Source organism: Alphaproteobacteria bacterium, from assembly GCA_040216735.1.
GTDB lineage: Bacteria > Pseudomonadota > Alphaproteobacteria > SHVP01 > SHVP01 > CALJDF01.
Map to the genome: position 1 here is coordinate 495,641 of JAVJOO010000002.1, position 23,533 is coordinate 519,173.

General features: G+C 63.6%; 24 protein-coding genes. All 24 read right to left on the reverse strand.

Going from position 1 to position 23,533, the window contains the following annotated elements:
* Position 1 precedes the first annotated feature (1 nt).
* The gene (locus RID42_03570; GenBank protein ID MEQ8246736.1) at positions 2-595 is read right to left on the reverse strand and encodes a DUF3501 family protein; all 594 of its coding nucleotides are present in this window, start codon (positions 593-595) and stop codon (positions 2-4) included.
* On the reverse strand, positions 592-1,944 hold the full coding sequence (locus RID42_03575) for a heterodisulfide reductase-related iron-sulfur binding cluster (protein MEQ8246737.1): 1,353 nt from the start codon (positions 1,942-1,944) through the stop codon (positions 592-594). The genes RID42_03570 and RID42_03575 overlap by 4 nt, the downstream gene beginning before the upstream one ends.
* A 54-nt stretch (positions 1,945-1,998) precedes the next feature.
* Positions 1,999-2,415, reverse strand: coding sequence for a rubrerythrin family protein (locus RID42_03580; protein ID MEQ8246738.1), 417 nt, complete (start codon positions 2,413-2,415; stop codon positions 1,999-2,001).
* A 150-nt stretch (positions 2,416-2,565) separates the two neighbouring features.
* Positions 2,566-2,997, reverse strand: a complete 432-nt coding sequence (locus RID42_03585) for a Fur family transcriptional regulator (GenBank protein MEQ8246739.1) — start codon at positions 2,995-2,997, stop codon at positions 2,566-2,568.
* A gap of 4 nt (positions 2,998-3,001) precedes the next feature.
* Entirely contained in the window at positions 3,002-4,399 is a 1,398-nt protein-coding gene (locus tag RID42_03590; protein MEQ8246740.1) for a nitronate monooxygenase, read from the reverse strand.
* A gap of 138 nt (positions 4,400-4,537) precedes the next feature.
* On the reverse strand, positions 4,538-6,670 hold the full coding sequence (gene pnp, locus RID42_03595) for a polyribonucleotide nucleotidyltransferase (protein ID MEQ8246741.1): 2,133 nt from the start codon (positions 6,668-6,670) through the stop codon (positions 4,538-4,540).
* A 139-nt stretch (positions 6,671-6,809) separates the two neighbouring features.
* Positions 6,810-7,079: a 30S ribosomal protein S15 gene (gene rpsO / locus RID42_03600; GenBank protein MEQ8246742.1), complete on the reverse strand. Its 270-nt coding sequence runs from the start codon at positions 7,077-7,079 to the stop codon at positions 6,810-6,812.
* 10 nt (positions 7,080-7,089) lie between these two features.
* Positions 7,090-7,962: a tRNA pseudouridine(55) synthase TruB gene (gene truB / locus RID42_03605; GenBank protein ID MEQ8246743.1), complete on the reverse strand. Its 873-nt coding sequence runs from the start codon at positions 7,960-7,962 to the stop codon at positions 7,090-7,092.
* The gene (rbfA, locus tag RID42_03610) at positions 7,959-8,342 is read right to left on the reverse strand and encodes a 30S ribosome-binding factor RbfA (GenBank protein ID MEQ8246744.1); all 384 of its coding nucleotides are present in this window, start codon (positions 8,340-8,342) and stop codon (positions 7,959-7,961) included. The genes truB and rbfA overlap by 4 nt, the downstream gene beginning before the upstream one ends.
* A 38-nt stretch (positions 8,343-8,380) precedes the next feature.
* Positions 8,381-10,906: a translation initiation factor IF-2 gene (gene infB / locus RID42_03615; protein MEQ8246745.1), complete on the reverse strand. Its 2,526-nt coding sequence runs from the start codon at positions 10,904-10,906 to the stop codon at positions 8,381-8,383.
* 3 nt (positions 10,907-10,909) lie between these two features.
* Positions 10,910-11,560 carry an RNA-binding protein gene (locus tag RID42_03620; protein ID MEQ8246746.1) on the reverse strand — a complete coding sequence of 217 codons (651 nt, stop codon included), beginning with the start codon at positions 11,558-11,560 and terminating at the stop codon, positions 10,910-10,912.
* A 2-nt stretch (positions 11,561-11,562) separates the two neighbouring features.
* A complete protein-coding gene (gene nusA, locus RID42_03625) occupies positions 11,563-13,128 on the reverse strand; it encodes a transcription termination factor NusA (protein ID MEQ8246747.1) in 1,566 nt (521 codons plus the stop codon).
* 4 nt (positions 13,129-13,132) lie between these two features.
* On the reverse strand, positions 13,133-13,651 hold the full coding sequence (rimP, locus tag RID42_03630) for a ribosome maturation factor RimP (protein ID MEQ8246748.1): 519 nt from the start codon (positions 13,649-13,651) through the stop codon (positions 13,133-13,135).
* Positions 13,652-13,753: 102 nt separating this feature from the next.
* The gene (gene trmB / locus RID42_03635) at positions 13,754-14,479 is read right to left on the reverse strand and encodes a tRNA (guanosine(46)-N7)-methyltransferase TrmB (protein MEQ8246749.1); all 726 of its coding nucleotides are present in this window, start codon (positions 14,477-14,479) and stop codon (positions 13,754-13,756) included.
* 12 nt (positions 14,480-14,491) lie between these two features.
* Positions 14,492-15,658 (reverse strand): methionine adenosyltransferase, encoded by a 1,167-nt coding sequence (metK, locus tag RID42_03640; GenBank protein MEQ8246750.1) that lies wholly within the window; start codon positions 15,656-15,658, stop codon positions 14,492-14,494.
* A 123-nt stretch (positions 15,659-15,781) separates the two neighbouring features.
* A complete protein-coding gene (locus tag RID42_03645) occupies positions 15,782-16,222 on the reverse strand; it encodes a helix-turn-helix transcriptional regulator (protein ID MEQ8246751.1) in 441 nt (146 codons plus the stop codon).
* A gap of 149 nt (positions 16,223-16,371) precedes the next feature.
* Complete coding sequence (gene lnt, locus RID42_03650) at positions 16,372-17,919, reverse strand: apolipoprotein N-acyltransferase (GenBank protein MEQ8246752.1); 1,548 nt, start codon at positions 17,917-17,919, stop codon at positions 16,372-16,374.
* Positions 17,916-18,839, reverse strand: coding sequence for a hemolysin family protein (locus RID42_03655; GenBank protein ID MEQ8246753.1), 924 nt, complete (start codon positions 18,837-18,839; stop codon positions 17,916-17,918). Before RID42_03655 ends, lnt begins: the two co-directional genes overlap by 4 nt.
* A complete protein-coding gene (gene ybeY / locus RID42_03660) occupies positions 18,836-19,351 on the reverse strand; it encodes an rRNA maturation RNase YbeY (GenBank protein ID MEQ8246754.1) in 516 nt (171 codons plus the stop codon). The genes RID42_03655 and ybeY overlap by 4 nt, the downstream gene beginning before the upstream one ends.
* Positions 19,323-20,237: a PhoH family protein gene (locus RID42_03665; protein ID MEQ8246755.1), complete on the reverse strand. Its 915-nt coding sequence runs from the start codon at positions 20,235-20,237 to the stop codon at positions 19,323-19,325. Before RID42_03665 ends, ybeY begins: the two co-directional genes overlap by 29 nt.
* Positions 20,238-20,322: 85 nt before the next feature.
* Entirely contained in the window at positions 20,323-21,690 is a 1,368-nt protein-coding gene (gene miaB / locus RID42_03670; GenBank protein MEQ8246756.1) for a tRNA (N6-isopentenyl adenosine(37)-C2)-methylthiotransferase MiaB, read from the reverse strand.
* 68 nt (positions 21,691-21,758) lie between these two features.
* Positions 21,759-22,589 (reverse strand): lysophospholipid acyltransferase family protein, encoded by an 831-nt coding sequence (locus tag RID42_03675; GenBank protein MEQ8246757.1) that lies wholly within the window; start codon positions 22,587-22,589, stop codon positions 21,759-21,761.
* A 12-nt stretch (positions 22,590-22,601) separates the two neighbouring features.
* Complete coding sequence (locus RID42_03680; GenBank protein MEQ8246758.1) at positions 22,602-23,033, reverse strand: Fur family transcriptional regulator; 432 nt, start codon at positions 23,031-23,033, stop codon at positions 22,602-22,604.
* Between the two features lie 42 nt (positions 23,034-23,075).
* A complete protein-coding gene (locus RID42_03685) occupies positions 23,076-23,498 on the reverse strand; it encodes a MucR family transcriptional regulator (protein ID MEQ8246759.1) in 423 nt (140 codons plus the stop codon).
* Positions 23,499-23,533: the final 35 nt, after the last annotated feature.

A 23,533-nucleotide genomic window follows, 5' to 3' on the forward strand; every position in this document is an offset into this window, starting at 1 on the left:
TCTAGTCGAGGTCGCCCTGGAGCGCGGTTCGTACTGCGCGCGGCACGACCGCCATATGCCCGTAATGCTCGTGGCCGATTGCCAACACCGCCTCGGTCGTGCTCGAGCGAAACGCCGCGATCTGCGTGTCGTTCATCGGGAAGCGCAGGAAGTGAATCGACGAGGTCTTGCCGTCGGCCTTGGTGCGCTCGACGTCGCTTTCGGGGATTGCGGCGATGGTTTCGCCGCCGACGCGCAGCGTCACGGTGCGCTCGACGCCGGTGAGTCGGCGCAATTCGGCGTCGCGTCGGATCGGGTCGTCGATTTCGAACATCAACGTCGCGACCAGCTCCTTTCCCTTTGGAATCAAAGGATTATAAGCCGCCAGCTCGTCCTCGATTTGGGCCTCGCCGCCCTTTTCGATAAACAGCATTTCGTGGATCTGGATCCACATCGTGTCGTAGTTCTCGAAATAGAAGGTCGCGAAGGGGCCGACACCGACACGGCGATCCTTTTTTATCGCCGAGACCTCGGTGCGCTTTTGTTTGCGGACGACCGCGTAGGCCTCCATCGGCATCAACTCGGCACGGACGATTTCATGGTTTTCGCGAGTCATTCGACCAGCCCGTAGGCGCGGGCAACTAGCTCGATCGGGTGGAAGGATTTGGCTTCCGCCAACTTGGCGGTGGCGCCGTCGATTTTTTCCATTCCTTGAACGATATGCTTGCCGGCCAATGGGCATTCGGACACGACGAAGGCCGCGTTGGCATCGGCGGCGCGCTGGGCGGCCGGCGCACCGACCTTGAGTGCGACCGGGAAGTTTTCGGTCTTGATGCCCCAGGAACCGCCGTGGCCCGAGCAACGTTCGACGATGGTGACGGAGGCCTCCGGGACGTAGCGCAACAGCTCGGCCGCCTTGGCGCCCATGTTCTGGGCTCGCGCATGACAAGCGAGGTGGACCGCAACACCGCCTGGCAAGGCTTTCAGGCCGTCGGCCAGGCCTTCTTTCTTGGCGATATCGACGATGTATTCAGATAGATCGAAGGTAGCCTCGGAGAGCCGTTTGACGGCGGCGTTGTCGGGGACGATCAACGGCCATTCGAACTTGAGCATCAACGCGCAGGACGGGGTCATCGCGACGATGTCGTAGCCGTCGTCGATCCAACCGGCCATCACGGCGGCGATGCGCCGGGCGCGATCCGCGACGTCGCCGATTTCGCCGCCTTCGAGTTGCGGCATGCCGCAGCATTCGGGATAGACGACTTCGACATCGACGCCGTTATGGGCGAGGACGCGGCGTGCCGCCTCGCCGATGCCGGGGTTGTTGTAGTTGGCAAAGCAGGTGGCGTAGAGCGCGACTTTGCGCCCGGCGGCCGGCGCGGCGGTGTTGCGCGCGAGCGGGTGGTGGGCCGCCTTCGCCATGAGGGTTTCGCGGTGGAACTTGGGCAGTTCGACATCTTCGTGGACGTGGGCGACGCCCTGCAGGATAGGGCGGGTGAGGCGATTGCCGCGCGAAGAGGCCCAGTTGGCGAGCGGCGCCGCGAAGCGTGCGAGTGTGCCGTTGCGGTCGGTCTTGGTCAGTTGCGCTTCGGCGATACCCGGCTTGATTCCCCGGGCCTGTTCCGCGGCACGATAGCGCAGCATGAGATGAGGGAAGTCGAGGTTGAACTCGTGCGGCGGCACGTAGGGACATTTGGTCAAGAAGCACATGTCGCACAACGTGCAGGCATCGACGACCGGTTTGAAGTCGGCACTGGCCACCGTGTCGAGTTCGCCGCTTTCGGACTCGTCGATCAAATCGAAAAGGCGCGGGAACGAATCGCATAAATTGAAGCAGCGGCGGCAGCCGTGACAAATGTCGAACACCCGGCGTAGCTCGGCGTCGAGCGCATCCGTGTCGATGAACGACGGATCTTGCCAGTCGATGGGATGGCGAATCGGGGCTTCGGTCGAGCCTTCTTTCATAGCGAGTCGAAACGGGGGCGGTTTGAGCCCGCCCCCGCCCTTCGTGGTGTGCGTTTAGAGGGAGTCGAGTGCTTTTTGGAAGCGGCCGGCGTGGGACTTTTCAGCCTTCGCTAGCGTCTCGAACCAATCGGCGATTTCGCCGAAGCCTTCTTCGCGCGCGGTCTTCGCCATGCCCGGATACATGTCGGTGTATTCGTGGGTCTCGCCCGCGATGGCGGCCTTGAGGTTCTTGTCGGTCGTGCCGATCGGCTCGCCGGTCGCCGGATCGCCGGTCTCCTCGAGGAATTCGAGGTGGCCATGGGCATGACCGGTTTCGCCTTCGGCGGTCGAGCGGAACACGGTCGAGACATCGTTGTAACCTTCGACGTCGGCCTTCTGCGCGAAGTAGAGATAGCGGCGGTTGGCCTGCGATTCGCCCGCGAAGGCGTCCTTCAGGTTCTGCTCGGTCTTGGAACTTTTGAGAGCTGGCATCGGTGTCCTCCGTTGCGTTTCTTGGAAATTGGGTGGGACTAACGTTCGAGCGGTGCGTTGCCCGAGACCCCAATATGGGGACGCGGTACCGTTGAGTCAACAGTTTAGAATGGTTTTAATAAACCATTCATATCGTTGATTTTTAACGGATTATGACTGGCGGTCGCGGAGCCGTATGACCACATCGACACGTTCGATGCGGGTACCGGCGGGGGCCGCAGGCAGTGTCGAGAGGTCGACCTGCGCGGCGTCGATGTCTTCGAGTTCGCCGGTCGTCTCGTGGAAAAAGTGGTGGTGGGCGCCGACATTGGTATCGAAGTAGGAACGGCCGGGGTTGACCATGACCTCGCGCAACAAACCGACGCGCACGAACTGATGCAAGGTGTTGTAGACGGTCGCGAGCGACACCCGCACGCCTTCGTCGCCCGCTTCGCCGTGCAGGGTTTCGGCGGTGACGTGGCGGGCGGGCCCAGAGAACAGCATGCGGGCCAGCGCGACACGCTGGCGGGTCGGCCGCAATCCGGCGAGGCGCACACGCGTTTGCGCGTCGGCGGCGCTTTCGGTCCGGTCGGTCGTGGTCATGGCGTCAGTCCCCGGTGACCAGGCGGTCCACCAATTGATGGACCGTTGGTACGAACCCGTTCGAATAGAACGGGTCGTCCCGGAAACGGAAGGCGGCGTGACCGGCAAACATCAATTGATTTTCGACCTCGTCGCTGTGGCCGATAACCTGGAGGGTTTTCTGGATGCAGTAGCTGCGCGGGTCGGCCTTCTTGCCCGTGGTGTGTCCCTCTTCCTGGGACCAGTTGGAGAACTGGCAGTGGCTGAGGCAGCCCATGCACTCGGTCTGGTCGATGCGGATTTCGCGCATCGTTTCCGGTCGGACAAAGATCATCGTCGAATCGGGCGTCTTCATCGCTTCGGTAAAGCCTGCGGCCATCCACTTTTCCGCTTGGCTCTTGTCGTGCGCGGTGACAAAGACCGGTTGCTTGCGCGGGCCGGTCAGGAATTCGACGTCGTGATCGCCGATCGGCTCGCGCGTGTAGGCGATCTGGTGATCGTGGCGCTCTTTCAGTTCGCGCAAGAAGGCGTTCTCGACGGCCGAGGACCACATGCCCGTGGGGCTAAAGTTGTTGAGGTAGACGTCGCCTTCGTTGAGCGTCAGCAGACGCTTTTTCCAAGCGTCCGAAATCGGGCTTTCCTCGGTCAACAGAGGCCGCGTACCGAACTGAAAGGCGATGGGACCCAACTCGGGATTATCGATCCAATCCTGCCATTCGCGCAGGAACCACACGCCGCCCGCCATAATGATGGGGGTGTCGCCGAGACCGAATTCGCGCATCCGTTCGCGTAGTTCCAGCACCCGCGGATAGGGGTCTTCAGGGTGCTCCGGATCCTCGCTATTGGACAGGCCGTTGTGGCCGCCAGCGCGCCAGGGGTCTTCGTAAACGACGCCGCCCAAGAGTTCGGCGAATTTGTGGTAGGCGCGCTTCCATAGGGCGCGGAATGCCCGGCCCGACGACACGATGGGGTAATAGTGGACCCCGAAGTGGGCGGCGATTTCCGCCACCTTGTAGGGCATGCCGGCGCCGCAGGTGACGCCGTGCACGAGTTTGCCGGCGCGCTCCAAGATGCCGACCAAGACCCGTTCGGCGGCGGCCATTTCCCACAGAACGTTCATGTGGATCGGGCCGCGCCCGCCCGCGATCTCGTGGGCGATCTTGGCTTGGGTCACACCGCCGTCGATGGCGTACTGAATGAGTTCTTCGTGCCGCTCGACCCGCGTGCGACCGGAATATTGTTGCGGGATCAACCGTCCATCGGCGTCGTAAGAATCGGCGTTGACGCCCGAAAACGTGCCAACCGCCCCCGCCGCCGCCCAGGCACCCGAACTTTCACCGTTGGAGATGGAGATGCCCTTGCCCCCCTCGACGAGGGGGAGCACATCGAAGCCCGACATGCGCATGCTATTGAGGGGTTTCACGGTTTGACATCCTCGCCGGCCACCACAGCGGGGCCATCCCCATCAATATAGAATGATTCCACGCTAGACCAACCCGTAAGGGCACGGATCGCTCGACGGCAATCCGCGCCCCTCACGGTTTTTTGCTGGTTTACCGACTTAGTCGCCCGCTTCGGCCACCGCATCGGCGCCCTCTTCGGTACCAGATTCCTGGTTGACCGACTTCATGCTGAGCCGCACTTTGCCGCGATCGTCGAACGACAGAACCTTGACCCAAACCTCGTCGCCTTCGTTGACGACGTCGGTCACCTTGCCGACCCGGCCCGGGGCGAGTTCGCTGATGTGGACGAGCCCGTCCTTTGAGCCGATGAAGTTCACGAAGGCGCCGAAGTCCACGACCTTGACCACCTTGCCGCGGTAGATCACGCCGACCTCGGGCTCCGCCACGATGTCGCGAATCCACTTCACCGCGGCCTCGGCCGATTCGGTGTTGGAGCTCGCCACCTTGACGGTGCCATCGTCTTCGATATCGACCTTGGCGCCAGTCACTTCGCAGATTTCGCGGATGACTTTGCCACCGGTACCGATGATCTCGCGGATCTTGTCCTTAGGCACCTGGATCGTGGTGATCCGCGGCGCATGATCGTTGACCTCGCCGCGCGGAGCGGACAGGGCCTTCGACATTTCACCCAAGATATGCATGCGACCGTCGCGGGCCTGGGCCAGCGCAACCTCCATGATCTCCTTGGTGATCCCGGTGATCTTGATGTCCATTTGCAGCGCGGTGACGCCGTTCTCGGTGCCCGCCACCTTGAAGTCCATATCGCCGAGGTGATCCTCGTCGCCGAGGATGTCGGACAGAACTGCAAAGCCGGAGTCTTCGAGAATCAAGCCCATCGCGATACCGGCGCACGGCGCGCGCAATGGCACGCCGGCCCCCATCATCGACAAGGACGAGCCGCATACCGTGGCCATCGAGGACGAGCCGTTGGACTCGGTGACCTCGGAGACGACGCGGATGGTGTAGGGAAACGCGTCCGGTGCCGGCAGCAACGGCCGCAGTGCCCGCCATGCCAGCTTGCCGTGACCAATTTCGCGGCGGCCAGGCGAGGACATGAACTTGGTTTCGCCGGTCGAGTAGGGCGGGAAGTTGTAGTGCAGCATGAAGCGTTCGCGGTACTCGCCCTCGAGTGCGTCGATGATCTGTTCGTCCTGGCCGGTACCGAGCGTGGTGACCGCCAATGCCTGGGTCTCGCCGCGGGTGAACAGCGCCGAGCCATGGGTGCGCGGTAGAATGTCGGTCTCGACCGAAATCTGCCGCACGGTCTTGAGGTCGCGCCCGTCGATCCGGATGCCGCTGTCGATGATCTGACCGCGTACGATCGCCTTTTCCATTTTCTTGAACAGGCCGGAAGCGATGGTCGAATCGAGGCTTTCTTCCTCGGCAACCTTTTCGACCTTCTTGCGGGCCTCGGACAGGCGGTCGGTACGCGCCTGCTTTTCGCGAACGCCGTAGGCGGCGCGGATGTCTTCGCCAACCAGTGATTCGAGGCGCGCCTTCATCTCGCTGCTGTCGACTTCCTCGGGCAGCGGCCAGGGTTCCTTGGCGGCCGATTCGGCCAGCGAAATGATCGCGTCGATCACGGGCTGGAACGAGGCATGGCCGAACATGACGGCGCCGAGCATGACCTCTTCATTGAGCTCTTCGGCCTCGGATTCGACCATCAGCACGGCGTCTTTGGTACCGGCCACGATGAGATCGAGTTTGGACTCGGCGAGCTGCTCGGGCATCGGATTGAGCACGTATTCGCCGTTAACATAGCCGACCCGCGCGCCGCCGATGGGGCCGAGGAACGGAATGCCGGAAATCGTCAGCGCCGCCGAGGCACCGATCATCGCCGCCATGTCGGGGTTGTTTTCCAGATCGTGCGACAACACAGTGCAGATGACCTGGGTCTCGTTGCGGAAACTGTGGTGGAAAAGCGGACGAATCGGCCGGTCGATCAGACGGGACGTCAGCGTTTCCTTTTCGTTGGGCCGACCTTCACGTTTGAAGAAGCCGCCCGGAATTTTGCCGGCGGCGAAGGTCTTCTCCTGGTAGTTGACGGTAAGCGGAAAGAAATCGATTCCGGCCCGCGGCGACTTTTGCGCGACGGCGGTGCACAGCACGGTGGTCTCACCGTAGGTGACGAGGACTGCCCCGTCGGCTTGGCGTGCGATTTTGCCGGTTTCCAAGACGAGCGTACGCCCGCCCCATTCCAATTCTTTCCTGACGACGTTGAACATTTTTATCTTCCTTGCTTGCTGTTGGAGCGCACCCCTTGCGCGCTCCACGAGTGGTCAGCGACCGACCGTCTCATGCGGACGTGCGGGCACGGCCAGGGCCCACCGAAATGGCGGGACCGACGGGCCGTGCACGACGGGTACACCGCTATTTTCTGATGCCGAGTCGCTGAATGAGTTGCTCGTAACGTGCGACATCGCAATCGCGCACATAGTCGAGCAGACGGCGGCGCCGGTTGACGAGCATCAGAAGCCCGCGCCGCGAGTGGGCATCTTTCTTGTGGTCCTTGAAGTGCTCGGTCAGGTTGGTGATCCGTTCGGTAAGAATGGCAACCTGAACTTCGGGCGACCCGGTGTCTTGATCCTTGGTCGCGTATTCTTTGATGAGCGTCGCTTTGCGCTCTGCCGTAATCGACATCGGATATCTCCTATCCCGAATTGAAAACACGTAGCGGTTTCAGGGTGCCGCCAGTCGCCCGCGCCATTGCCACCGGACCGCTGTCCGATGTTGCGAAGACGATGCCGTCCCTGAGTCCCGCGGAAACGTCAATCGATTGGCCGTGGCGTAGTCTTGCCGCGGCGTCGCCGTCCAAGGCCAGCGCCGGGATGTCGTCCAGCGCGGTCTCAAGCGGCCATAATGCTTCCGCGAGGCGCGCACTATGGCCCAAGCTCTCAAGGCAGGCCAGCGAAATCGCCTGCACCTCGGTGAACGGGCCGGCCCGCGTCCGGCGCAGGTCGCCGAGATAGCCGACGGTACCCAGCGCTTCGGCCAAATCGCGTACCAACGCCCGGATATAGGTGCCTTTGCTGCAAATAACGTCCAAAACCGCGTATTCGGCGTCCATTTCGACCAATTCCAGCGAAAATATCTCGATTTCACGGGATTTGAGGACGACGGTCTCGCCGGCCCGGGCAAGGGCATAGGCGCGCTGCCCCGCCACTTTGAGCGCCGAATAGGCCGGCGGCCGCTGGACGATGGGTCCGCTAAAGGCCGGCAACGCCGCCAGAATCGCTGCCCGGTCGGGCCGCGCGGCGCTGGTTGCGGTGACCGCGCCTTCGGCGTCGTCGGTATCGCGGCTCTCGCCCCACACCACGGTGGCGCGGTAGCCTTTGGTTCCGTCCAGGATATAACCGATCACCTTGGTCGCCTCGCCAAGCGCGATCGGCAGCAAACCCGACGCCAAGGGGTCGAGGGTTCCGCCATGCCCGGCCTTGGCCCGGTCGAACAAATGCCGGACCTTGCCCACGGCCTTGGCCGAGGACAGACCCTTGGGCTTGTCGAGCAAAATCCAGCCGTTCACGTCGGTCGCGATTTAGCGTTGGCTCGGGCGAGGAGGGTTTCGATGCGATCGGCTTCGTCGAAGGTATTGTCGAGGACGAACTCGAGGCGCGGCGTAAAACGCAGGCCGGCGCGGCGCGCGAGCGGACCCTGAATCCGGGGGGCGGCGGCGTTGAGTTCCTCGATCAGTTGCGCCGCATTGCTGCCGCCGAGGGGAAAGACGAACGCGCGCGCCTGCTTGAGATCGGTGCTGACGCGGACCTGCGAGATCGTCACCGCGCCACCGGTGACAGCCCCGTTCGCAAATTCCATCGGGGCAAGCGCATCGACGAGCCCGTGACGCAGCAACTCGCCGACGCGGTGCTGGCGTTGCAGAACTGATTTACTCGGGTTTCTCGGCATGGTTTCCGAACCTTCGTCCGACCCGGTCGGGCGAAGCGCTAGAGCGTGCGGGCGATTTCTTCGACTTCGAAGGCCTCGATCACGTCTTTCTCGTGGTAGTCGTGAAAATTCTCAAGCGCGATACCGCATTCCGAACCGGCCCTGACTTCGCGGGCATCGTCCTTGAAATGCTTGAGCATCGCCAAGACGCCTTCGTGCACCACAACGTCGTCGCGCAGCAAGCGTGCCCGCGCACCGCGACGCACCACGCCTTCGATCACTTCGCAACCGGCGACCTTACCGACCTTGGATACCGCGAAGACCTGTTTGATCCGAGCCTGGCCCAGCATGGTCTCTTTGATCGCGGGTTTCAGCATACCCGACAACAGATCTTTGATGTCGTCGACAACGTTGTAGATCACCGAGTAGTAGCGAATTTCGAGCGAATCTCGCTTAGCGCGGTCGCGCGCCTGGACGTTCGCCCGGACGTTGAAGCCAAGAATCAGCGCCCGCGATGCCGCCGCCAGCGTGACGTCGGATTCGTTGATCGCGCCGACGCCGCCGTGCACGACGCTCACCGCGACCTCATTGGTCGACATTTTTTCGAGCGACGCCCGGATCGCTTCGAGTGAGCCTTGCACGTCGGCCTTGATAATGATCGGCAACATGCTCTTTTCGGTATCGCCGATCTTGGAGAACATATCCTCGACCGAACCCCGCGCGGTGGCCGCGAGGGCGACGCCGCGTTCGCGCGCCTGACCCGACCGGAACCCCGTGATTTCGCGGGCGCGCCCCTCGCTCTCGACCACGCCGAACTCGTCGCCCGCCTCGGGCGCCGCGTTCAACCCAAGAACTTCGGCCGGCTCGCCAGGCCGCAGCACGTCGATCTGGCGACCGTGATCGTCGACCAAGGCGCGGATCTTGCCCCATTCGGCGCCGGCAACGACGATATCGCCAACCCGGAGCGAACCGCGCTGGACCAACACCGTCGTCACGACGCCGCGACCGCGGTCGAGTTTGGCTTCGATCACAACGCCTTCGGCGGCGCGATCAGGGTTGGCCTTCAACTCAAGCACTTCGGATTGCAGAACGATCGCTTCTTCGAGCTTATCGAGACCGGTTCTCTTGGTCGCCGACACTTCGACCGCGAGGACTTCGCCGCCTAACTCTTCGACGACCAGATCCTGCTGCAGCAAATCGCGGCGAACCCGGTCGGCGTCCGCATCGGGCCGGTCCATTTTGTTGATCGCCACGATGATCGGCGTCTTGGCCGCTTTGGCGTGATTTATCGCTTCGATCGTCTGCGGCATGATCCCGTCGTCCGCGGCAACGACCAACACGACGATGTCTGTGACAGTCGCGCCGCGCATGCGCATCGAGGTAAAAGCTTCGTGGCCCGGCGTATCGAGGAAGGTGATCTTGGCGCCGGACGGCAGGGTAACCTGGTAGGCGCCGATATGCTGAGTGATGCCCCCTGCTTCGCCAGCAACAACATCGGTTGCACGCAGCGCGTCCAACAACGACGTTTTGCCGTGATCGACATGGCCCATCACCGTGACGATCGGCGCCCGTGGCACCAGGAGGCTTTCATCTTCCTCGCTGTCGCCGGCACGGAAACCGATTTCGACGTCTGCCTTGGACACGCGTTTGGCACGATGGCCGAATTCGGTCACCACCAGCTCGGCGGTGTCCGCATCGATGGTTTCGTTGATCGCCACCATCAGGCCCATTTTCATCAACGCCTTGATGACGTCGACGCCGCGTTCGGTCATCCGGTTAGCCAGATCCTGAACCGTCAGCGTGTCGGGAATGACAACTTCGCGGAAGACCTTTTTCGGGGCGTCCGAATCGCCGGTTCGGGCTTGGCGCTTCTCGCGTTCACGCTGACGGCGGACGGCCGCGAGACTGCGCGTGCGTTCACGGTCGTCGAGCGCCTGGGTCAAAGTCATTTTGCCGCCGCGGCGCCGTTCGCCGGCCCGGGGACGGGGAGCTACGGGACGTTTGATTTCAGGTCGCGCACTCGGTTTGGCGCGGGCAGAGGCGTCCTCATCGGTCTCGGGCTCGCCGAGACGGACCGCCGCGGCTTCCGCCGCTTTCTTGCGCGCCAGCTCTTCAACTCGCTTGCGCTCCGCTTCCTCGGCTTCGCGGCGTTCGGCTTCTTCACGCTCGCGCTCGAGTTGGACCTCTTCGCCGGCACGGCGTTCGGCATCTTCTTTGGCTTTCTTGCGCGCTTCGACCGAGGCGATCTTGGCGCCTTCAAGGGCCTTTGCCCGGGCCGCCTTTTCTTCGTCGGTCAGGGCTTTGAGGACGACTCGTCCTTTGTCCGCCGGCGCACTAGAAGGCTGTGCCGGTGCGGGGCTTGCCACCGGGGCCGGCTGTGCGGTTTCCGTCGCCGCCGCTTCTGCGAAGGACTTGGTTCGTGCAGGGGCTGCGCCCCGCTTTTTCTTGACCTCGACGGTGACGGTCTTGGACCGGCCATGCGAGAAACTTTGGCGCACTTGCCCAGCGGCCGTGCCCGGTCGTTTCATCTCAAGTTTGCTGCGCCCAGACAGCGTAAGGGGCTTCTTATCGTCGGTATCGCTCATCAATCAGGCCTTGATCACGCGGTCCACAGGGCGGAAGCCTTCCAAACGGTTGGCTTCACGCAGGAATCGATCCGTTAGAGCCCCCGGACGCAGGGCAGCATGTACCACATTTTCTTTGCCGAAGGCCAAGCCGATTTCGGCGCCGGCCAGGCAGCGTACCCAGGCGAGGCCGGTTGCGGGGCCAGCAATCTTGCGTACCGCGTCCTCGGCGGCGTCGGCAGCGGTGACCACGGCGACCACACTACGTTCGCGCACGGCGCCGCGAACTTTTTCGAAACCGGCAGAAACCAGCCCGGCGCGGCGAGCCATGGCGAGCAAATCGACTGTGCGGCGTTGGAGCTGCCGCTCCACCAAGTCAACGAGGCCGGGATCGGTCGCGACCTCGCGCCGAGCGGCACGGCTGAACAGTTTGCGCCTTACGGCGTCCGCCAACGCGGCGTGGGTGGCGGTCACCCAGTAACCATGACCGGGGAGGCGACCGGCAACATCGGGCACAACACTACGATCGGGACCGATCGCAAAGCGGACCATGCCGTCCATAGCGCACACGTTGCCGGTGGCAAGACAACGCCGCAACGGTCCCGCAGGCGACACGTCGGCGCGGTCCGATGCCGAGGCGGTCTCAACCGCCGGGATGGTCGCGATTGCGGGCAAACCTACTCCTGCACCGTAGCGGTGTCGGACGCTGCGTCGGCTTCGGGCTCGTCGTCGAACCAATGCGCCCGCGCCGCCATGATGATGGCGTTGGCTTCGTCTTCGCTAAAGCCGGCATCGGGTAAAAGCTCGATCAACTCGTCACCAGCCAAGTCACCGAGATCGTCGAGCGACTTGATCTCGGCCTCGCCGAGGGACACCAGCATCTCGGCGGTCATCCCGGCAATGGCGGCGATGTCGTCGGACACGCCGAGCTCCCGGCGCCGAGCATCGAGCTGACGATTGCGTTCTTCGATGAAAGACTGCGCACGGGTTTGGAGTTCGCCGCCGATGTCGTCGTCGAAGCCTTCGATGGACGAAATTTCGCCAAGCTCGACGGTTGCGACTTCGTCCACCGTGGTGAACCCTTCGGTGACCAGAAGTTGGGCGATGGTTTCGTCGACATCGAGCGTTTCGATGAACATCTGACTGCGCTGGCGGAATTCTTCCTGACGGCGGTCGGATTCCTCGGCTTCGGTGAGGACGTCGATATCCCAGCCGCATAGTTGCGACGCGAGGCGCACGTTCTGTCCGCGCCGCCCGATTGCTAGAGACAGTTGATCGTCGGGCACCACGACTTCGATCCGCCGGGTATCCTCGTCGAGAACAACCTTGCTAACCTCGGCGGGCGCCAAGGCATTGACGATAAACGTGGCGTCGTCGGGCGACCATTGGATGATGTCGATCTTTTCACCCTGTAGCTCGTTGACCACGGCCTGGACGCGGCTGCCGCGCATGCCGACGCAGGCCCCGACCGGGTCGATGCCCGAATCGTTGGACATAACTGCGATCTTGGCGCGGCTGCCCGGGTCGCGCGCGACCGACTTGATTTCGATGATGCCGTCGTACACCTCGGGCACTTCCTGCGCGAACAGCATCGCCATGTATTTGGGATGGGTGCGAGAAAGGAAAATCTGCGGCCCGCGCGGTTCGCGCCGAACATCGTAGATATAGGCGCGGACACGGTCGCCCTGGCGGAAGTTTTCGCGCGGCAAAACCTCGTCGCGGCGGATCACCGCTTCGGAGCGTCCGAGATCGACGGTGACGTTGCCGTATTCGACGCGTTTGACGATTCCGTTTACGATTTCGCCGATCCGGTCTTTGTATTCCTCGTACTGGCGCTCGCGTTCGGCTTCGCGGACCTTTTGCACGATGACCTGCTTGGCGGTCTGGGCGGCGATACGGCCGAAGTCGATCGGCGGCAGCGGCTCGGCGATGACATCGCCTACCTGCGCGTCGGGATTACGCTCGCGGGCCTCGGCAAGCCTGATTTCGGTCGCGTCGCTTTCGACTTCCTCGGCCACTTCGAGGCAGCGAAACAGCCGGATTTCACCGGTAGTGCGATCGATTTCAGCGCGGATATCGTTTTCCATGCCGTATTTCGACCGCGCCGCCTTTTGAATCGCTTCTTCCATCGCGACGATCACCGTATCGCGTTCGATGACCTTTTCGCGCGCCACCGCATCGGCGATCTGGAGAAGCTCGATTCTGTTCTGGCTCGTGATCGGAGCCGCCTGTGCTGTGCTCATCTCTTTACCCTTGCGCTCGCGCCATCGCGGTCTGCTTGATTAAATCGTCGGTCAACAAAAGCTTGGCACTCGTAATATTGTTTACAGGGACACTGAAGGTGCCCGCATCGGTTTCGATGCGCACATCGTCTGCGTCGATCCCGAGCAGTTTGCCCTTGAACCGTTTGCGGCCGTCAACCGTTTCGCGCGACTCGACGCGCGCTTCGAACCCGGCGAATCGGGCGAAGTCGCTGGCCTCGACGAGCGGCCGGTCGATACCCGGCGAACTGACCTCCAACACATAGGCATTGGGGATCGGGTCTTCCACGTCAAGCAGCGCCGAGATCGCCCGACTGGCGTCGGCGCAGTCGTCGGCGGTGATGCCGCCGTCGTCGAGCGCCCCCGCCGTTTGGGAATTCTTCGATTCGATCATGACCTGAAGGGTCGCTGCGTCCTGACCGCCGCTCAGGCGCACGCGGACGACCCGATAGCCCATGGCTTCAAGGGACGGCGTAATGATCTCTTCGACCTTTCGAACGGGCACGGCTGGTGCTCCGGTAATAAAAAAGTGGGCTTTCGCCCACTCCCGACCTGCTTAGGCAAGCATGTATTTGTTGGCGCGATAATAGGGCGATTCTGCCCGGCATCAAGTCCCTTCGAGGGCGGCGCGCGCGCGACGGACGAAGTCGAGGTAGACCGGCGGTCGTCCGGCAGCGAGCGCTTTCTCCTCAAACCGGGTCGGCGCGCCGTCCGCGGGCCGCTGCCGCCAGTCCGCCGCGCGCCGCGCGGTCCAGTCGAAGGCGCCGTGCGCCCGCACCGCCGCAAGGGTCCAGCGAACGTAGTCCGCGTGATCCGAGGCGAAGCGAAACTGCCCGCCGTCGCGCAGGATTCGGGCGAGATGATCAAGGTTTTCGCGGTTCACGAAGCGTCTTTGATGGTGGCGTTTTTTCGGCCACGGATCGGGAAACATCAGGAAAACCCGGTCGAAGACGGCTGGCGCCAAGTCCGGCAGCAAGAACCGCACGTCCTCATGGTAGATCCGGATGTTGGTCAGTCCGCCCTCGTCGATCAGCCGCGCCAGCGTTGCAACCCCGTTGCGGAACGGCTCGCAGCCGACGATGCCGACGTTTTGATGGTTCGCGGCTTGGGCGGCGAGGTGTTCGCCCGCGCCAAAGCCGATTTCGAGCCATACTGGGTGCGAGTCGTCAAACACCGCGCCGGGCTGACCGCCCAGGAAGTCGGGCAGATCGACTCCGAACCGGCCCAGGACATCGTCCAAACGCTCGCGCCGCCGCGGTCCGAGGGTATGGCCCCGGCGGCGGCCGTAGAAATGCGGTCGGTCGGTCGGTTTGGTGCCCGGGGCGTGGACCACCCCGCGTGCGGTCTAGCTGAGTTCCGACTGGATCGCGTCGACTAGATCCAGCCGTTCCCAGGAGAAACCGCCATCGGCGTCGGGCTCGCGCCCGAAATGGCCATAGGCTGCCGTCCGCGCGTAAATCGGTTTGTTCAGGCCCAAATGCTCGCGAATGCCGCGGGGGCTGAGGTTCATCACCTTGGGCAAAACTTTTTCGAGGCGAGCTTCGTCGACTTTGCCGGTGCCGCCCAGGTCGACATAGAAGGATAGCGGCTTAGAGACCCCGATCGCGTAGGCGATTTGGATCGTGCACCACGACGCGAGACCCGCGCCGACGACGTTTTTCGCCAAATAGCGGGCGGCGTAGGCCGCCGAGCGATCGACCTTGGTCGGGTCTTTCCCCGAGAACGCACCGCCGCCGTGGGGCGCGGCACCGCCATAGGTATCGACGATGATTTTGCGGCCCGTCAGACCGGCGTCGCCGTCAGGCCCGCCGACGACGAACTTGCCGGTCGGGTTCACGTAGAACTCGTCCTCGGCGCACATCCAGCCCTCGGGCAAGGTCGACAGTACATAGGGACGGACGATTTCGCGCACATCGTCCTGCGACAGGCCTTCGACATGCTGGGTCGATACCACCACCGACTGGGCGCCGACGGGCCGACCGTTTTCATAGCGCAACGTGACTTGGCTCTTGGAATCGGGCCCGAGGCCCTTTTCTTTACCGGCATGACGCGCGGCCGCCATCTCGCGGAGGATACCGTGGGAATAATGGATCGGGGCCGGCATCAGAGACGGGGTTTCGTCGCAGGCATAGCCGAACATCAACCCTTGATCGCCCGCGCCTTCGTCCTTGTTGCCGGCGGCATCGACGCCTTGGGCAATATCGGCGGACTGCGCGTGGAGATAAATCTGAACGTCGGCGGTTTTCCAGTGAAAGCCGTCCTGTTCGTAGCCGATGTCGCGCACGGCGTCGCGGGCGAGTCGCTCGACCTGACCGAGCACCGATTCCGGGCCGCGGACTTCACCGGCGAGGACGATACGATTGGTCGTGGTCAGTGTTTCGCAAGCAACCCGCGACATCGGATCGGCGGCCAAATAGGCATCGACAATGGTGTCTGAGATCCGGTCACAAACTTTGTCGGGATGACCCTCCGAGACGGATTCGCTGGTGAACAGGTAGCTTGATCGCGTCATCGGGAACCCCTAGTTGGCTGATTCATAGGCTGCAGACAGCGGACCGCAGAATGGGCGCGCGACCGCCGCGGGGCCGATTTATTGGAAAGTTTCGCGCGCGGGTCAAGTCCGCGGGCCGGACGACTACGCCCGGTCGTCCCCTTCGGTGCCGCTCGCACCGATCGCCTTGACCAGTTCGTAGACCCTCTTGCGGGTATTGCGATCGTCGATCCGGTAGTAGGCCCGAACCAATTCGAGGGTTTCGCGTCGCGACATGTTCTCGTCGTGGGCCGCCTGCTCGACCTGGCCCGCCAAGGAGGGTTGGGTCCCCATGTCGCCCGGCATTTCGTCGAAGAAAAACGAGACCGGGACATCCAGCACCTTGCAGAACTGGTAGAGTCGGCTGGAGCCGATGCGGTTTAGGCCGCGCTCATATTTCTGGATCTGCTGAAACGTCAGGCCGACGGCGTTGCCGAGCTTTTCCTGGCTCATGCCCAGCAGCGTGCGGCGCAAACGAACCCGGCTGCCGACATGGGCATCGACGGGGTCTGGTCTACCGGTGTCGGATTTGGCTCTTGGGGGCACGTAACCCTCCTTCTGTGTCGTCATCCGCACCGTTGACGACGGTTCACAACAAATACCCGCCGCCTACCCGCAGCGGTTGCGCTACATAGAACGGGCCGCGACTGAGCGTCAATAATTGCGCGTCTGTTATGCAAAAATGCAGAGGCGCCCTAAGCGCGCCAGCGGCGCGCGGCGAGGGACAAACCCGCGAGCGCGAGCAGCGTAAAGACAATCAAATCGCCGAACCGCGCGTAGAGCGTCGGTGGGCGGGCACCCGGCAGGTCGGCATCGATCACTCCGCGCACCCCGACATCGAGCCGCTGTTGCACCAGGCCGAATGAATCTACCACCGCGGAAATCCCGGTATTCGCCGCGCGCACCAAGGGGAGACCCTGTTCGACCGCCCGCATGCGCGCCATCGCGAAGTGTTGCGCCGGCCCTGCGGCCGGTCCGAACCAGGCATCGTTGGTGACGTTCAGGAGCCATGCGGGCCGGTCGCGCCGGTCGACGACGCCGCCGGGAAAGATCGCCTCATAACAAATTAGCGGGCTGAAGCCGGGGACACCGTCAAGCCGCACCGTCCGGCTGCCGGGTCCGGCCGAAAAGTCCACCGAAGAGCCTTGGACCAAGCGATCGACGCCGAGACGCCCGAGCAGCGCCCGCAACGGCAGGTACTCGCCGAACGGCACCAGATGATGTTTGTCGTAGGTGGCCCGCACCTGCGCCCGGGCGTCGACCGCGACGAGACCGTTGAAGGCGCGAAAGGTATCCCCGGTCCCCTCGACACGCGGCGCACCGGTCAGCACATAGGCCGATTCGGGCGCCGCCCGCGCGATCACCTCGGTGACCGCCGCGCCGGGGCCGACCGTGAAGGTCGAGGCGGTCTCGGGCCACACGATAAGGTCGCGGGTTTCGACACCCGGACTGCGGCTGAGTTGCACGTGGTGCAGCAGGTTGGTTTCGCGCTCGCCCGGCGCCCATTTCAGTTTCTGCGCAATATTGGCCTGGACGATCCGCAGCCGCAGCCCATCGCTCGCAATCGGTTTAGGTGCGGCCAGCACCGCGCCGTAGAGCGCCGCCACCACGAACGTCACGGCCGCCGCCGCGGCCGGCAGCACCGCCGCGACGGCGCCGGTGTCCTGGCGGCGGACCAGCGCGGCAGGAGCGGCCGCAGCAAAGACCGTCGCAAAAGACAGTCCGTAAACGCCGATCAGACCCGCGGTTTGAACGATGGCGGTACTGTCGATCCAGACGTAGCCGATCAGGTTCCAGGGAAAGCCGGTGAAGAGATGCCCGCGGACCCATTCGGCCAGGGTCCAGGCGATCGCAAGGGCCAAGATCCGACCCGCGCCGCTCCAGGCAAGGGCCACCGCCGCCCAGGTCGCCGCGCCCACGAACAACGCCAAACCGCCCGGCAGCAGGATCACCGCGAAGGGAATCATCCAGGCGAAGCTGGCCGCGTCGACCAACAGAGGAAAAACGATCCAGTGCAATCCGGCGACGAAGAAACCGAACCCGAAGGCCCACCCGGTGGCGAAGGCAACCCGCGCGCTATTGGCCCCGTCCAACAACCAAACCAAACCAGTGAAGGCCAGGATCAACAACGGCAATAGATTGAGCGGCGCCAAGCTACCGGACGCCAACACCCCCAGCAGGACCGCGAGCCCATAGCGCCGCAGGCCCGTGCGCGCGGCGATCGCCGCCGCGAAGCGCGTCATCGCGAGGGGGGGATCTCGTTCGCCGCCGCCGTCCCGGCCGCCACCTTGGTAATGCGCAGCCGTTTGATGCGACGGGCGTCGGCTTGAAGGACTTCGAACTCGACGCCGTGGGGATGGGAGATCACTTCGCCGCGTTGCGGCACCCGGCCCGCGAGCGAGGCGACGACACCGGCGATGGTTTCGACCTCTTCGTCGAGTTCCGCCGGCAGCAGATCGACGAGGAGTTTTTCCTCGACGGCAACCGAATCGGCGCGGCCGTCGACTTCCAGCACACCCTCCGAAACCTCGACGATGAGATCGATTTCGTCTTCGTCATGCTCGTCTTCAATGTCGCCAACGATCGCTTCCACCAAATCTTCGATCGTGACCAAACCATCCGTGCCGCCATACTCGTCGATCACCAGCGCCATATGGATCCGGCGGGTGCGCATGTTGAGCAACAGGTCGGCGACCGGCATCGAGGGCGGCACGAACATCACCTCGCGGACGATGTCCTCAAGCCGGAAGTCGTCGCTCTTGCCCCAGTATTTGAGCAGATCCTTGATATGCACCATGCCGATCACATGATCGAGGCCCTCGCGGTAGATCGGAATGCGCGAATGGAATTCGCGCTGGAAGACATCGACCACTTCATCGATCGTCGAGCGCAAGTCCAGGCCGACGATGTCGGCCCGCGGGATCATCACGTCGCCGACCCTCAGGTCGCCGAACTTGACCAAATTTAGCAGAAGCGCCCGTTCTTCGGTGTCCATCTGCGCGCCGTCGGGGTGCTGTTCGATGAGGTCGCGCAAATCGTCCTGCAACGACGCGTCGCCACTGCGCCCGATCCCGATGGAGCGGAACAACCCGCGTAACGACCGGACCAGGGCCGAGTCGGGCGGCGCGGCTTCGGGGCTTTGTTGGGGTGTATCGTCGCTCATTGTACGTCCGCCGATGTCGCGTAGGGGTCGGCATAGCCGAGGGTTTCGAGAATCATCCGTTCCAATTCTTCCATGATGCGGGCGTCGTTGTCCTCGACGTGATCGTGCCCGAGCAGATGAAGGGCGCCGTGCACGATCAGGTGATGGGTGTGAGCCGGCGGTGTTTTGCCTTGCGCGGCGGCTTCGGCCACCACCGTCCCGAGGCCGAGCGCGATGTCCCCCAAGAATCGCGGGTGGCCCGGTGGTAGGCTGGCCTGATCGGCCGGAAAGGACAGCACGTTGGTTGCCGTTTCTCGGCCGCGGTAGGTGCCGTTCAGATCGCGCATCGCCGCATCGTCGGTGAACAGCAAACTAACCTGCGCCGACGGCGATCCGGTCGCCTCGAAGGTTGCGTCGAGACAGCGCCGGCAGCACCCCTCAAGGTCCGGCACGGTATCGCGCCAGGCCGCGTCGTCGATTCGAATGGCAACGGGCGAGTCGATGTCAGTCGCCGGTTTTGTCGCGCTTTTCATGGGCCTCGTAGGCTTCGACCATGCGGGTCACAAGCGGATGGCGGACGATATCGGCTTTTTCGAAGCGGACGAAGCCGATCCCCGGCACGCCTTCGAGAATGCCGGTCGCTTCGCGCAAGCCCGAAACTTCGCCGCGCGGCAAATCGATTTGGGTTAGGTCGCCGGTGACAACCATGCGCGCGTTCTCGCCCAACCGCGTGAGCAACATTTTCATTTGCATCGCTGTGGTGTTTTGGGCCTCGTCGATGATGATGAATGCGTTCGCTAGCGTCCGGCCGCGCATGAACGCAAGCGGCGCGATTTCGATTTCGCCGCTTTCCAGCCGGCGCACGACCTGCTCGGCCGGCAGCATGTCGTACAGCGCGTCGTAGAGCGGGCGCAAATAGGGATCGACCTTTTCGCGCAGATCGCCGGGCAAAAATCCGAGCCTTTCGCCGGCTTCGACCGCTGGGCGCGACAGAATAATGCGGCTCTTTTCGCCGCGCATCAGAGCTGACACCGCCATCGCCACGGCGAGATAGGTTTTGCCCGTGCCGGCCGGACCGAGCCCAAAGACCAAGTCGTTTGCCTGCATCGCTTCGAGGTAACGCTGCTGGTTGGGCGAGCGCGCCACGATCGTACGTTGGCGGGTACGAATCGTCAGCGGCGGATTGGTTTCGTTTTGACGTTCTTCTTCCATGCGCATTGCCCCATCGACATCGCCCGGGCCGATCTCCAGTCCGTCCTTCAACCGTTGATAGAGGCGGTTCATCACAGCGCGGGCGAGCGCGCGCGCCGCCGCCGGTCCTTCGACGACGACGACGTTGCCGCGCGACGAGAGGTTAACGCCGAGCCGCCGTTCGATGCGCGCGAGGTAGCGATCGTGCTGACCGAACAGCGCCGGCAACAGACGGTTGTCCTCGAACGACAGCGCCGAGGTATCGGCGACCGGCGCGCCCTCGATGGGCGGCGCGGACTCTGGCAGGGCGGTACTAGGCAGCGGGGGCGTCCACGGCGCGGGGCGCCTCTAAGAGCCGACCGACCAAGCTGTTGGGGCTGGCGGCATCGATGACGACGTCGGCGATCGACCCCAATAGGTCGGCCGGCGCCGCGACCTGGACCGGTTGCAGATAGGGCGAGCGACCGCCTAGCCGGCCATCGTCGCGACCGGACCGGTCGAACAGGACCGCCATCACGGTTCCCCGCCAGGTCCGGTTGAACGCATATTGCTGTTCCTCCAGCAATGCCTGGAGCTCGGCAAGGCGCTGGGCCTTGACCGCTTCCGGCACCTGGGCGCCATAGGTCGCCGCGGGGGTCCCCGGACGGGGACTGTATTTGAAGGAGAACGCCTGGGCGTACTCGACATCGCGGATGAGGCTCATCGTTGCCTCGAAGTCTGCGTCAGTTTCGCCCGGGAACCCAACAATAAAGTCGCTGGCCATCGCAAGCGCCGGTTGGGCCTCGCGCAACCGGTCGACAATGCGGCGATACGCCTGCGCGGTATGGCCGCGATTCATTGCCGCCAGGATCGAATCCGCTCCCGACTGCACCGGCAGATGCAGGAACGGCATCAGGATACCGACGTCGCGGTGGGCGGCAATCAAGCCGTCGTCGACATCCCGCGGATGGGAGGTCGTATAGCGCAACCGGGCCAGTCCCTCGACCTCGCCGGCGAGACGCCGGATCAACTCGCCCAAGCCCACGGTGCCGCCATTGGGGCCGGCGCCGTGATAGGCATTGACGTTCTGGCCGAGCAGAGTGATTTCCTTGGCCCCGCCCGCGACCAGTACGCGGGCTTCGGCGATCAGGTCGGCGACCGGGCGCGAAAATTCCGTGCCGCGGGTATAGGGCACGACGCAGAAGGTGCAGAATTTATCGCAGCCCTCCTGGATGGTGAGGAACGCCGTGGGCCCGCTTTGGTGTTGCGGCGTGGGGAGATGGTCGAACTTGTCCTCCACCGGGAAGTCGGTGTCGAGCACAAGGCCGCCGCCCCGCGCGAGCTTGGCGACCATCTCGGGCAACCGGTGGTAGGACTGCGGTCCGAACACCATGTCGACATAGGGTGCGCGGCGGGCGATTTCAGCGCCCTCCGCCTGGGCCACGCAACCGGCCACCCCGAGAACCAGACGACCGCCGGCGCGCGCCCGGGCGCGCTGCACTTGATGGAGGCGGCCCAGTTCCGAAAAGACTTTCTCGGCCGCCTTTTCGCGGATGTGGCAGGTGTTAAGAATCACCATGTCGGCGTCCTCCGGCGCGGCGCAGGCATCGTAGCCGAGCGGCGCCAGAACGTCGGTCATGCGCGCCGAATCGTAGACGTTCATCTGACAGCCATAGGTCTTGATGAAGACTTTCTTGCGCAACCGACTCTCGCTTCGTTGGCCGCTGAGCGCGCGCGGCGGCGCGGACGTTAGCAGTGACCCAACCCCAGTCAAGCGGTGGCCGCCGCGTCTTCGGCATCGGGCGGCGCGCCCGCTGCCTTGGGCAGTAAGCGTCCGGTGAGCGCCGCCGAAACGCCCTGGGCCACGGTCGCTTCGCAATAGCGCGCGAGTTCCTTGCGCGACGCGAAGCCGTCGATCGTCACCACGGGATGGAATTGCACGCTGACAGTCAACGGCCCCGCGCCCAAGACGCCCCACAGGTGAGGCAGCAGATCCATGTCCGCATACCAGGCGACGCGCGGGCGTTCGTCGCGCCCGAGCGGCAAACCGTCGAGGCCGACATAAGCGATCGACACCGGTTGAACCGGCAATGCCGCGCCGTCGGTCCGATGTTCGGCCACGGCAAAGAACGCGCTCTTGAACGGCAGCACCCGGTTGCCGTCGCTGCTGGTGCCTTCGGGAAAAAGGCCGATCCGCTCGCCGGCATCGAGGCGGGCGAGAATATCGTCGCGGTGGCCCGCCGTGCGGTTGCGCGCGCGCTCGACGAACACGGTGCGCTGCAGCCGGGCGAAAAGTCCGAAGATCGGCCACGTCGCAACCTCGCTCTTGGCGACGTAGGACACCGGGGTCAGGGCGCCAAAGACGGTAATGTCGAGCCACGACGCGTGGTTGATGACGAAAAGGAGCGGCCGGTTCTTGGCGCTCTCGCCGACGACGACGATCTTGATTCCGACGATCGCCCGCACCGTGCGGTGGAACAGGTGAGGCAGGTACGTCTTGGTGCCAAGGTCGAAACGAACCGCGAGCCACTGGAGGGGAATGAGCGTTAGCGCAACCGCGGCGATCGCAACCACGCACAGTGCGGCTCGGAGATGACTCATCGGGCGGACCGCCTAGGAACCTTCCGCCTTGTCTTTGTCGTTCAAGGCGGTGCCGTAGAGTTCGAGTTTGTGGCCGACAAGACGATAGCCGAGTCGTCGGGCGATCTTTTGCTGGAGTTCTTCGATTTCGGCATCGTGAAATTCGATGACATCGCCCGAGCGCATGTCGATCAGGTGGTCGTGATGTTCGTCCGGGGTTTCCTCGTAGCGGGCGCGACCGTCGCCGAAATCGTGACGATCGAGGATGCCGGATTCTTCGAACAGGCGCACTGTACGGTAGACCGTCGCAATGGAAATGCCCGGATCGACCGCGGTCGCGCGGCGATAGAGTTCCTCAACATCCGGGTGGTCGGTCGCGTCCGACAGCACACGCGCAATGATCTTGCGCTGTTCCGTCATCTTGAGCCCCTTTTCGAGGCAACGCTGCTCTAGGTTTCCTTGCATATTTCCATGCTAGCGCGATCGCGCGGTCGCGTCATGACAGTGCTATTTCGCGCGCCGTTTTTTGCTTCGCGTGGTGCCGAGCCCGATTTTCTTGGCGAGATCGCTGCGCTGTTGGGCGTAGGCGGGCGCCACCATCGGATAGTCCGACGGCAAGCCCCAGCGTTCGCGGTATTCCTCGGGCGACATGTTGTAGCGGGTCTTGAGGTGGCGCTTGAGCATCTTGAGTTTTTTGCCGTCTTCGAGACAGACGATGTACTCGGGCATGATCGATTTCTTGATCGGCACGGCGGGATTGGGGCGCGCCACGACCGCCGGCAAAGCGGCGCCGAGGCCGGACAGGGCGGCATACACCTGCTGGATCAGGCTCGGCAGGTCGGCGATCGCCACCGTATTGTTCGACACGTGCGAGGCGACTATATCGGTGGTGAGCGCCAATAGTTCGCTGGAGCGCGGCTGTTCGGCCATCGCGTTCTAGTTCCTTCTACTTGAGCGTATTTTGG